Origin of the sequence: Parabacteroides caeci (assembly GCF_023656795.1) — a bacterium.
In the GTDB taxonomy this organism is placed as follows: Bacteria; Bacteroidota; Bacteroidia; order Bacteroidales; family Tannerellaceae; genus Parabacteroides; species Parabacteroides segnis.
Genome location: NZ_JAMOKT010000005.1, coordinates 41,666 through 53,949 on the forward strand (window position 1 = coordinate 41,666; position 12,284 = coordinate 53,949).

Here is a 12,284-nt window from a genome sequence, read left to right on the forward strand (position 1 = left end):
CATGCATTAAACCGTATTATAAACTTAAATCGTTACACAACATGAATGAGAACACCAGGTTTACTCAAAGGAAAACCCAATCCAAAAGACTAATACGTGTCATGAAGTTTTTTTTACTTTTTGCGTTTTTAACAGCAGGATCATGTTTTGCCTCAGAGATATATTCTCAAGAGACATCATTCACCATGAACTACGAAAACAAAACGGTTAAAGAAGTTATTAATGAAATAGAAAACAACAGCGAGTTTATCTTCTTTTACCTAGACAAGTCAATTGATCTGAACCGTAAAGTATCTATAAATGTAAAAGATCAGAAAATAGATACTATCCTTAATCAATTATTTTTCGGTACGGAAAATAATTACTCCATATCTGACCGTCAGATAATCATTTCCCCAAAAGAGACACCTGTAAACACTGAAACAAAACAGAAAGACACTCGTACAATTTCAGGTATCGTAAGAGATAACATGGGACCGGTTACCGGCGCTAATATTGTTATCAAAGGAACTACAAACGGAACAATCAGTGATCTGGATGGGAAGTTTACATTGGAAAATGTTCCGACAAATGCTATTTTGCAAATTTCCTATATCGGTTATCTTCCGCAAGAAATTACAGTCGGTAGCCAATCTTCCTATAACATCATGCTGAAGGAAGACAGCCAGTCACTCGACGAAGTTGTTGTCGTAGGTTACGGTACAGTTCGTAAAGCCGATTTAGCAGGTTCCGTAGCCGTTTTGGATAATAAAGCATTTAAAGATCAACCGATCACTCAGGTATCAGACGCTTTGCAGGGTCGTGTGTCGGGTGTTCAGGTACAAAACAGCGGTGTGCCGGGAGGAACCGTTAAGATTCGTGTTCGCGGCTCCGGCTCTATTAATCGCAGCAACGATCCGTTGTATGTAATCGACGGTATTGTGCGCGAAAGTGGTCTGACAGGATTGAATCCGGAAGACATTCAGTCTATGCAGATATTAAAGGATGCGTCTTCAACTGCCATCTACGGTTCCCGTGGTGCAAATGGTGTCGTTCTGATCACGACAAAAACCGGTAAAGCGAATGTCCGTCAGATTATGTTCGATGCACAGATCGGTATCGGTACCGTAGCCAAACGTTACGAAACACTCAACCCGTATGAGTTTGCTACATTATATAACACATATCGGAAAGATACCTTCTCTCCGGAACAGTTATCTGCATTCCAGAACGGAACAGCCGGTACGGATTGGCTGGACGAAATCTTTCAAAATGGTATCACACAGGATTACAAATTGACTCTTTCCGGAGGTAGCGATAAAATCCAGTACATTGTTTCCGGAAACTATGTCGGTCAGGAAGGTGTCGTAAAGGAAAATACAAACAAACGCTACCAAGCACGTGCTAATATCACTTCGCAGCTGACAGACTGGTTACATCTGACAGCCGACGTGAATGCCTCTCATAATGTGAAAAGAAGTGCAGATTTCAGTGCAGCAAAAGGTAACATTGTCAATATCGCAATGAATTATGCACCGGTACTTGGTATCATGAATGAAAACGGTACTTATACACGTGACCCGTACAGTGCTATTACACAGTTAAATCCGGTTGGTCTGCTTAATGAACAAATAGGAGAGTCGATGAGAGATATCGTCAATGCTCATATCGATTTAAAATTCAACATTCTTCCTGGTCTGACTTTTACTACCAGTAATGGTATTGATTACAACGACGTGAAAAATTACTCTTTCGCAACAACAAAGGTGTCCAGTTCAAGCAGTATGGGAAACAATGATGCGTATCGTATGACTTTACAAACGACAAACAACCTGACTTATAATGGGAAATGGGGTGACCATGCTTTGACTGCCACAGCCGTTTATGAAGCTACACAATCCGAATACCGCTATATGGATATCAGCGGAAATAATCTGATGACCGAAAGTGTCGGATGGTGGAACGCTGAAATGGCTGGTACCCGCAATGCGAAAAATGATTATTCAAAATGGGCTCTGATGTCCGGTGTAGGCCGTATAATGTATAACTACAAAGACCGCTATATGCTGACCGGAACGATTCGCGCGGACGGTTCATCAAAATTTTTTAACGACAAATGGGGTTGGTTTCCCTCTATTGCTGCCGCCTGGTCAATGGGTAATGAAGACTTTATGCAACATCAGAATATTATACAAGACCTCAAAATTCGAGCCAGCTACGGTTTAATCGGCAGTCAGGCCATTGACCCGTATGAAACATTGGGACTGATGTCTCAAGCCATGTATGCATTCGGAGGAAATGCCTATTACACAGGTTATTGGATTGGACAAACTGTCGCAACCCCGGATCTATCGTGGGAAACAACCCACCAATTCGACTTAGGTTTGGACTTTTCCATTTTGAATCGCAGATTGAACGTTTCTTTCGACTATTTTGACAAACGAACAAAAGACGGTCTGTTAAAACGGACAATTCCGAATTATGACGGTGGAGGTTCCTATTGGGTGAATGCGGCAGAGATCAGTAATCGAGGTATTGACTTTTCTATCAATGCAAATATTTTCGAAGGCTCGGATTTCAGTTGGAACACGACCTTCAACGGCACTTATCTAAAGAATGAAGTAAAAGATCTGGCGGGTCTGGACTTTATCCAGGGAGCAAATATTGCTAGCGGCATGTTTTCAACAGACGGCGTTACCCGTATAACAGTAGGGCAACCGATCGGTGCATTCTATGGCTATGAATGGACTGGATTGGATGCTGCAGGTAATGATTCATTTGTCGATCGGAACAAGGATGGTATAATCGACAGTAAAGATCGTACCTTTATCGGTAAAGCCACTCCTGACTTTACTTTGGGCTGGAATAATAGCTTGCATTGGAAAAACTGGGACTTGAACGTATTCTTTACCGGTTCATTCGGAGCAGAACGTTTTAATATGGTACGTTATACCGGAACATCCATGACTGGCGACTTTGCCTTCATCACATTAAAAGAGTATTTGAATGATAATTTCGATACAAAAGGACAATCGGCCCGCTATCCTTCTGTAAATGTTAAAGGGAATAATTATCAGGCAGCGGCAACCTCTACCAAGTATTTGGAATCAGCAAATTATTTTCGTCTGGATAATATCAGCCTATCATACAACCTACCGAAAGCTGTATCCAAATTTGCCGATCTACGCTTTACATTCAGTTGCCAGAATTTATTCACTATAACCAGTTATAAAGGAATGGATCCAGCCGGTATTTCATTTGTGGATACAGGAACAGGTAGTGTAGATGTAAACGACGGTATCGACTTGGGAGCTTATCCGTTGACTCGTTCATATACATTCGGAGTTCGTATGAATTTCTAATATTAAATAAAGAATAATTATTATGAAAGCGAAATATATATTATATACCTTAGGCATAGCCTTGTTATCAAGCTCATGTAGTGATTTTCTTGACGAAGATCCAAAAGGCAAACTGACACCGGGCACCTTCTTCTCTACACAGGAGGAATTAACAATGGCAACCTATGCATTGTATAAGAATGTCTGTCTGACACAGACCAACACAAACCCAACAATTCCTTCCTGGTTAGGTGACGACGTAACCGCTAATCCCGGCAGTAATAAACAAGCTTATGCTGAAGTAGATGCATTCCGCGGCTCAGATGCCAATAAGGGGGTAGAAGCTGCATGGTCTACCTCTTACGTCGTGATCAAGGCTGCCAATTATATCATCGAAAATGGGGCTAAAACCCCTACGACACAAGAAGAAATAAATATAGCATTAGGTCAGGCCAAATATTGGCGTGCAGTACATTATTTCTGGCTGGTTCGTCGTTGGGGGGCCATTCCTCTGATTCTGGACACCGAAGTTAACTACGAACGTCCTTTAGCCAATATTCAAGATGTATATAACCAGATTGTCAAAGATTTACAAGACTGCGTTGCTACACTTCCGACCGACTATTCCAAACCTCCCCAGAAATTCCAGGGAGCCAACATCTTCATTACCAAACAGGCAGCCCAGGCAACACTGGCTGCCGTCTATATGGCTATGGCAGGATGGCCTTTAAAACAGACACAATATTATGCTTCAGCAGCAGAACAGGCAAAAGCTGTTATTGATGGTGTAAATAGCGGAACATATGAATATATTCTGGAACCGGAATACAAATATGTATATGCTCCAAGCCATAATTATACAAATGAAACAGTTGTCGGCATCAATTTCTCCAGTGCAGTAGGAACATGGTCTGAAGATTCACAAATGACAAATAGCCACTTGTTCGAATCGCTTACCGGGTGGGGCGATGCACTGGGCGAAATCAAATTCTGGAAAGAATTCCCTACCGGTCCGAGAAAAGATGCAACTTATAACCCGAAGATTCTAGAAGGGAATAAAGAGGGTGGAAAGTTACTGGATTGGTGGGACGAAAGTATTCCCGAGCAGCAGCCTATGTTCTGTGCCTTTACCATCAGTGAAGACGGAGGTGATTACGATTATACGAAGCCTGCCAATACTTCTTTAATGACCAACGATCATCGCCATCGCCTGATCCGCTATTCGGAAGTATTGTTATGGTATGCCGAAGCACAAGCACGTGCTGAGGGTACACCGAACGCAATGGCTTACGAATGTATAAACCTGGTACGTGAACGCGCTGGCCTGGAACCACTACAATCAGGTATGAATGGAGAAACATTTGCCAATGCTGCCTTGAAAGAACACGGTTGGGAAGTAGCCGGTTACTTTGTCGCTTTGGTAACCCGCCGCGATGATCAGATGCGTATGGAATTGCTGGAACAAACATTCAATGAACGTAAAGCCAATGCGGCTATCGAAGTAGCTCCGGGTATTGTGCGAAAAGAAAAAGTGGAATTACCGGCTTCTCTAACCTGGCAGGGTGAAAAATCTATATATCTGCCGTATCCAGCATCCGATGCCCAGCTGAATTCGAACCTGACTCGATGAATTGCTCCTTCAAATAAAGTATTAGTCAAAAGTCTGTTTTTAAGGCTTATACCTTGTTGGGAACTGTCCCGGGAGTGATCCCGGACAGTTCTTTACTCTCTCAAATTCACTCTATTTTTAGTATACTTAATAACAAATCAAAGTTGCGATACCATGAATTCTAAACTTCTATCAGCATTATTGTTATGTGCAACTCCTCTTTTAGGTCAGGAGGTTCACATGAAGTCTGTAACAGAAAAAATTCCGACCTATCAGATCGGTGCCCCGGAAATCGATCCGATCTTCTTTACCGGCCGTGTTTATCAGGGAGCAGAAGGATATATTTATCCTTATCCCCTTTACGATGTCCTGACAGAAAAGCAAGTTCAGCAAGATTACAATGTACTCCGGCTGGACAATCAGTATGTCGACATTGCCATTCTTCCAGAGATCGGCGGTCGTATCTTTGCCGCCTCCGACAAAACCAACGACTATCCTTTCTTTTACACCCAAACAGGAGTAAAACCTGCCTTGATCGGTATGTTAGGTGCCTGGCTTTCGGGAGGTGTCGAATGGAATATCCCCGACCATCACCGTGCCAGCAGTTACATGCCCATCAACTGGACAATGAAAGAAAATGAAGACGGAAGCAAGACAATTTGGGTGGGAGAAACAGAATTACGTCACCGGCTAAAATGGTCGGTAGGTGTATCGGTATACCCCAACCGTTCTTGGGTGGAAGCAAAAATCAAAGTGATCAACCCGACCCCGATGATCCAGTCGATGCTGTACTGGGCAAATGTATCCGTCCATTGTAACGATCAATATCAGGTGATATTCCCGCCTGATGTACAATTCGGAGCCGACCACCATAAAGTATACTTCACAAACTGGCCGATCGGAGAAGCAAACCTCGGCAGTGGGGAAAATGACGATTTATCCTGGTGGAAAAACTTTACAGGGAACTCCCGCTCTATTTTTGCCTGGGGAAGCGAAATGTCTTTCCTTGCCGGTTACGACTATGGAAAAGATGCAGGAACAGTACATGTGGCCAACCGCCATGTCGTACCCGGAAAGAAATTCTTCTTATGGGGAAACAACGCGAACGGCGAGATGTGGAACAAAATACTATCCGACAACGACGGACATTACCTGGAGTTGATGGTAGGCGGTTATTCCGATAACCAACCGGATTACAGCTGGATAAACCCGGGCGAAATCCGCGAATTCTGCCAAATATGGTATCCGGTAAAAGGTATCAAAGGTGTAAAGAATGCCACGAATGATGCAGCCGTAAACTTTGAACCGACCGAAGGCAACAACTATCGTGTAGGTTATTGCGCGACTACTTTGTACGAAAACGCCCGTGTTGTCGTAAAATATAAAGACCGGATAATAATGGATAGGCGGATCAACATCGATCCGGACAAATATTTCCTCGAACAGGTATCCGTGCCCGATCCGTCAGATCCCTCGACACTTTATACTGCACTTTACGATGCTGAAGGTAACCTGCTGGTCGATTACCGTCCGATCGTACAGGAAGAAAAACCGCTGCCTAAAGTCATCGACGGCACCAAACCAGTCAAAAAATATAAGACAAACGAAGAGCTTTACCTAGCCGGTCTCCGCGTCGACCAGTTCAACAATGCCCGTCTGGATTATATGGATTTCTATAACGAAGCTCTTTTACGTGACTCGATGGATGCCCGCGTAAATATCGAAGTAGGGAAACATTATATCCGTCAGGGGAAATGGGAGAAAGCGGAACAACATCTGTTACGTGCCCAGGCGCGTTTGTCTCACGATTATACAACGGTAAAGAACACGGAAGCGCTTTATTATCTGGGGTATCTATATCAGATGACAGACAATATCGGCAAAGCGACGGATGCTTATTGGGCTGCTACCTGGACTCCCGACTTCAAACATCGTTCTTTCTATGAACTGGCTGTCCTGGCAGTGAAAGACAAGGATTACAAGCGGGCTATGGACATGATTATCCAATCGCTTTACGTAGGAGGACGCGACTTACAGGCACTTACTCTCAAAGCATACATTCTTCGGATGCAGGGTAAGAAAGAGGAAGCACAGGAAACGATCCGTTATATCCAGCAGATCGATCCGCTCGATTACTGGAGTGCTGCCGAAACCAACTTATCCGTTTCACTAGGTGCTTCTTTCCTAAAAGCCGGAACGAATCATAACAGCAAAGGGATCATTGCCGTACAGGAATTGCTGGAGGTCGTGAACAATTACATGACAATCGGAGCCACAGAAGATGCACTGACCTTACTGAACAGTGCCATTTCTTTAGGTGAACCCTATGTTTCTTATCCGCTGCTTTATTATTACAAAGCATATAACCTGCTGAAAGGAAAGAATACAACAGAGTTCCAGGCTTGTCTGGATAAAGCTGCATCATTATCGCCGTTGAACAACTATCCTTTCCGGATCGAAGAAATAGTTCTTTTCACAACGCTATTGCAGGAAAGACCGAATGATGCACTCCTCCACTATCACCTGGGGAACTTACTCTATTATCTGGGACAAAAAGAGAGTGGTCTAGAACACTGGCTACACGCAACAGAGGCTGATCCTACCTTCGCTATCGCAGCGCGTAATGTTGGTTTCGGATACGGATGTCTGAACGACCTGGAAAAATCCATGAAGTATTATGACAGAGCAATCAATGCTAACCCGAATGATCCGTTATTACTAACAGAATCGGATAAAATATATGAGCAGGCGAATATTCCGGCAGCCCAGCGATTAAAAAGACTGGAATCCCATCTGAAAACCGTCATGAAACATGACGATGCCGTAATGCGGTTGCTTACGCTCTATAATGCCACAGCAAAATATGATAAAGCAATAAAAATAATGGATACCAGACATTTCCATTTATGGGAAGGCGGCGGACAGGTACACGACATCTATGTCGATTCGCATATGTTGAAAGGAATGCAACTTCTAAAAGGAAAACAGTATAAAGAAGCGATCCGGGAATTCGACCTGGCTAATCAGTATCCTGCCAATTTGGAAGTAGCTCCGTCTCTCCGGGGTGGTTATGAAGCCAAGGTATATTATTTATCCGGTATTGCATACGAAGCTATGAAACAAGCAGACAAAGCCTGGGAATGTTTCGAAAAATCTGCTGAAACACACTTCAGGGACCACCTGACAGATCTGAATTACTACAAAATAAAATCTCTCAGGAAATTAAATAAAAATGAAAAAGCTGATGCTGTTTTAAGCAATATGCAAAAAACACTGGAACGCATGCAACAAAACCTGATGGATTCATATGCTAAGTTCGGTGAAGCCAATCAGAACGTACAACAGAGCAATATCTCCTATTATTCCGGTCTGATACATCTGCTGCTGAATAATCCGTCGGCAGCAAAGAATGATTTTAATCAGGCTATTCAGCTGTATCCGGGAAATATTTGGGCTAAATTAATGAACGAGGATATTCGTTGAAAAATAGAGTCTAATCCAAATAAAAGAACGATCTTTCAGAACAATTGAAGGTCGTTCTTTTGTTTTATATAAGAATCCCCCAAACAAAGAGAGAAACGGTAACATTATTTTTATTATATTTACGACCGATTACAAATCTCGGGGAATGGAGAATACAACAGATTTAAAAGCATTCAATCAATTATTTACAGATTATCAGGGCCGGTTCATCCGCTTTGCTAATACGTATGTAAGGGATATAGCTGTTGCTGAAGACTTTACTATCGAAGCCCTGATGTATTACTGGGAGAATCGTCATTCATTGGAAAAAGATTCGAATGTGCCTGCCTATATTCTTACTATCATAAAAAACAAATGCCTGAACTATTTGCAGCACCTGCAGGTAAGAGAAGATGTCAACGAACAATTACTGAATCATGCCGAATGGGAACTGAATACCCGCATATCGACTTTGGAGGCCTGTGATCCCGGCGAACTATTTACTGCCGAAGCACAAGAAATAGTCAATAAAACCCTGGCCGGTTTACCAGAACAAACCAGAGTCGTATTCATTATGAGCCGTTATGAAAACAAATCTCATAAAACGATTGCGGAAACGTTGGGAATAACCACTAAAGGGGTCGAGTATCATATTTCCAAAGCCTTGAAAAAGCTGCATACCAGCTTGAAAGATTATTATCCGGTTTTCCTGTATTTATTTTATATAAATTAGTTGTTACAGTTCTTTTTCGAGGATTAACCGGTGGCGGCACTGAATGCCATTTTCCCAGATCGGTTCCGGATAATTACGTACAAAATAATCACGGTCCAACTCTTTCAGGTCAAAACCTTCCTGCTGGTACAACATCATGGGACCGGGAGCAGAAGTGCCGGTACAGACTTTCAACAGAGCGATTCGATTCGATCGCGCCCATTCATCAAAGACAAAGCGAAGCAAACGGCGTGCAATACCTCTCCGCTGGAAAGACTCACCTACGGCAAGATTCAATACTTCTGCCCCGTTTATAGACTGTTTCTGAACGACAATCACTCCTACGGCTTGTCCTTCACACAAAGCAACAAAACAATCGGATGCTTTCAGATAACGATCTACCAACTCGCGGTTCGGATCCGCTAACAGAAGCAAATCATAAGGATAGTCTGTCGTTTGTTCAATATGTATCTCCATATCAGGCAATTATTTCCACAATATTTCCGTCAGGATCAGCAATGGCCCCCTCATAAAAACCATCTCCCGTCGTTCGTGGTTCACCGAGTACTGTATAACCATTTTCACGAAACAGTTCTATCATACTATCTACCTTTTCCTTTGAACCGACAGAGAAAGCAAAGTGGGCAAGACCTATAAACAGCCCATCCCTCTCTTTTGTAATATCTGTCCGTTGCATAATTTCCAGGGAAGCACCTCCCTCAAAAGTCACAAAATAAGAAGCAAACCCTTTCTTGGGATTCACGTATTTTTCATTGCTTTTCCCATTAAAATACGTTGTATAAAATTCGCGGGAACGTTCTAATTCTTTCGTCCAAATCGCTATATGACTCAATTGCATATGATAATAAATGATTGGTGAAATACAAAGATAGACAAAAAAACCGGACAGACATAACATCTATCCGGGCCTTTATAAAAATCAGAATAATATCTTATTTGCAGATACGGCAATCGGCACAACGTGCCAGTTCTCCACGAAAACGTTTTTCAACCAACTTATGCAGACGGTCTTTCAACGCATCCAGACGCACATGATCAATCACATCCGATGTAAAAGCAACACTCAGCATCATACGTGCCTCATTCAATGGAATACCACGACTACGCATATAGAACAAAGCATTCTCATCCAACTGCCCGGTCGTCATACCGTGCGAACATTTCACATCATCCGCATAAATCTCCAATTGCGGCTTACTATACATACGGGCTTCACGGGTAGCACAGAGATTACGGTTTGTCTGGAAAGCTGCCGTTTTCTGGGCACCTTCCTTTACCAGGATACGGCCGCTGAAAGCACCGACTGCATGATCGTTCAATACATTCTTGAATAGCTCGTTACTTGTACAATTGGGTACAGCATGCGTAATATGGCTATACGTATCCACTTGTTGCTCACGGTCCATAACGGACATTCCGCAAAGGGTTGTTTCTGCATATTCGCCGTTCAGTTCAATATAATAGTTGTTACGCGTAAGACCGTTATTCAAGGTAATACCGTTTACCAGGACATTGCTGGAAGCCTCCTGTTTCACATGGACCGAGGCAAAGCGGGAAGTGGAAATGCTGCTTTCTTCCAGATCATAGTAATCGAAGTAAGCACCTTCGCCGGCAAATATCTCAACGACCTGGGTAGCCAGGAATTTCACATCGTCTATACTATGATCGCAGATCAGCAATTTAGCTTCCGAACGCGGTTCCATAATAACCAGGATACGCCGGTTAGCCATCGCATCCACATCACTACGGAATATATTGATCAGCTGGATAGGACGTTCCACAGCCACACCTTCCGGCACATAAAGCACGAAACCATCCTGCGCCAGCATTGTGTTCAATGCGATTATACCGTCATGGCTACTTTTAGCAGCTTTTCCGTAATAGCGGGCTGCCACTTCCGGATATTTCTCTGCAAAGTTTTTCAAACCGCCGGCGTATACCCCCTCAGGTAAATGCGCTTTCGGCATCATCTTGTCATAAAAAGTATCATTCACGACAAAATACAAAGAAGTACTCAGGTTCGGGACATCACAACGGAATACGTCATAAGGATTGACCGGAATAGCCAGGCGGTTTATGTTCACCCCATAATCAGGAGCAAAAGCCTGCGCTACATCTGTATATTTATAATCTTCACTCTTTACCGAAGGAAAACCCAGGCGATCGAAATCAGCCAAAGCCTCAGCACGCGGAGCATTCATCACCGCAGCGCTATGACGGCACACCAGGTCCTCATACCGGGTAAAAAGATCGATATATTGTTGTTCGGCTCTCATCTCACTCATCCCCCATCTCTTTCTTGATCCAGTCGTAACCTTTTTCTTCCAGTTCGAGAGCCAGTTCCGGACCGGCTGTTTTTACGATACGTCCTTTGTATAATACATGTACCACATCGGGTTTGATGTAATCCAACAAACGTTGGTAGTGAGTAATCACGATCGCTGCATTTTCCGGAGTACGCAACTGATTGACACCGTTTGCCACGATACGGAGCGCATCGATATCCAGGCCGCTGTCCGTCTCATCCAGGATAGCCAGTTTAGGTTCCAGCATAGCCATTTGGAAAATCTCGTTACGTTTCTTTTCACCACCGGAGAAACCTTCGTTCACGCTACGGCTCGCCAGTTTGTTATCCAGTTCGACGATAGCACGTTTCTCACGCATCAGTTTCAGGAAATCGGTTGCGGAAACCGGTTCAAGACCGTTATATTTACGGTGCTCATTCAAGGCGGCACGCATAAAATTCACCATGCTTACGCCCGGGATCTCCACCGGATACTGGAAACTCAGGAAAATACCTTCACGGCTGCGGTCTTCGGGTTCCAACTCCAGCAGGTTCTTCCCGTTGAAGATCACCTCGCCCTGAGTTACCTCGAAAGCCGGATTACCTACCAGTACACTGCTGAGTGTACTCTTTCCCGAACCGTTCGGACCCATGATGGCATGTACCTCACCAGCCTTTACAGAAAGGTCGATACCTTTCAATATCTCTTTGCCATTCACGTTGGCATGTAAGTTCTTTATTTCTAACATATTTATAGTTATTATATATTATACTTCCCTTCTCCCGGCAGTTCCCCTTCCCGGATATAGGCAACAGATACGATAAGGCGACAGTGTGCGTTCTACCTATGACACACCGTGCGCGCTAATGTAGAAC

The 12,284-nt window shown here is 43.4% G+C and carries 8 protein-coding genes; 4 read left to right on the forward strand and 4 right to left on the reverse strand.

Going from position 1 to position 12,284, the window contains the following annotated elements:
* The first annotated feature begins 41 nt into the window (after positions 1–41).
* The 4 genes from NBH15_RS03880 (at position 42) to NBH15_RS03895 (ending at position 9,124) form a co-directional block, all read left to right on the forward strand.
* The gene (locus tag NBH15_RS03880; protein WP_250822043.1) at positions 42–3,341 is read left to right on the forward strand and encodes a TonB-dependent receptor; all 3,300 of its coding nucleotides are present in this window, start codon (positions 42–44) and stop codon (positions 3,339–3,341) included.
* A 22-nt stretch (positions 3,342–3,363) separates the two neighbouring features.
* A complete protein-coding gene (locus tag NBH15_RS03885; RefSeq protein WP_128134046.1) occupies positions 3,364–4,950 on the forward strand; it encodes a RagB/SusD family nutrient uptake outer membrane protein in 1,587 nt (528 codons plus the stop codon).
* 153 nt (positions 4,951–5,103) lie between these two features.
* Positions 5,104–8,412, forward strand: coding sequence for a DUF5107 domain-containing protein (locus NBH15_RS03890; protein WP_250822044.1), 3,309 nt, complete (start codon positions 5,104–5,106; stop codon positions 8,410–8,412).
* Positions 8,413–8,557: 145 nt separating this feature from the next.
* Positions 8,558–9,124, forward strand: coding sequence for an RNA polymerase sigma-70 factor (locus NBH15_RS03895; protein WP_128134730.1), 567 nt, complete (start codon positions 8,558–8,560; stop codon positions 9,122–9,124).
* 3 nt (positions 9,125–9,127) lie between these two features.
* Here NBH15_RS03895 and NBH15_RS03900 read toward each other — a convergent pair whose 3' ends face one another.
* From NBH15_RS03900 to sufC, 4 genes are all read right to left on the reverse strand, one after another.
* A complete protein-coding gene (locus tag NBH15_RS03900; protein ID WP_128134729.1) occupies positions 9,128–9,580 on the reverse strand; it encodes a GNAT family N-acetyltransferase in 453 nt (150 codons plus the stop codon).
* A 1-nt stretch (position 9,581) separates the two neighbouring features.
* Positions 9,582–9,962, reverse strand: a complete 381-nt coding sequence (locus tag NBH15_RS03905) for a VOC family protein (RefSeq protein WP_128134728.1) — start codon at positions 9,960–9,962, stop codon at positions 9,582–9,584.
* A gap of 94 nt (positions 9,963–10,056) precedes the next feature.
* Positions 10,057–11,409, reverse strand: coding sequence for a Fe-S cluster assembly protein SufD (gene sufD, locus NBH15_RS03910; protein ID WP_128134727.1), 1,353 nt, complete (start codon positions 11,407–11,409; stop codon positions 10,057–10,059).
* On the reverse strand, positions 11,402–12,157 hold the full coding sequence (sufC, locus tag NBH15_RS03915) for a Fe-S cluster assembly ATPase SufC (RefSeq protein WP_007655266.1): 756 nt from the start codon (positions 12,155–12,157) through the stop codon (positions 11,402–11,404). Before sufC ends, sufD begins: the two co-directional genes overlap by 8 nt.
* Positions 12,158–12,284: the final 127 nt, after the last annotated feature.

Bases quoted from the DNA above. Each gene is read 5' to 3' on its own strand.
- NBH15_RS03880 (WP_250822043.1), top strand. From the start codon at position 42: ATGAATGAGAACACCAGGTTTACTCAAAGGAAAACCCAATCCAAAAGA.
- NBH15_RS03885 (WP_128134046.1), top strand. From the start codon at position 3,364: ATGAAAGCGAAATATATATTATATACCTTAGGCATAGCCTTGTTATCA.
- NBH15_RS03890 (WP_250822044.1), top strand. From the start codon at position 5,104: ATGAATTCTAAACTTCTATCAGCATTATTGTTATGTGCAACTCCTCTT.
- NBH15_RS03895 (WP_128134730.1), top strand. From the start codon at position 8,558: ATGGAGAATACAACAGATTTAAAAGCATTCAATCAATTATTTACAGAT.
- NBH15_RS03900 (WP_128134729.1), bottom strand. From the start codon at position 9,580: ATGGAGATACATATTGAACAAACGACAGACTATCCTTATGATTTGCTT.
- NBH15_RS03905 (WP_128134728.1), bottom strand. From the start codon at position 9,962: ATGCAATTGAGTCATATAGCGATTTGGACGAAAGAATTAGAACGTTCC.
- sufD (WP_128134727.1), bottom strand. From the start codon at position 11,409: ATGAGTGAGATGAGAGCCGAACAACAATATATCGATCTTTTTACCCGG.
- sufC (WP_007655266.1), bottom strand. From the start codon at position 12,157: ATGTTAGAAATAAAGAACTTACATGCCAACGTGAATGGCAAAGAGATA.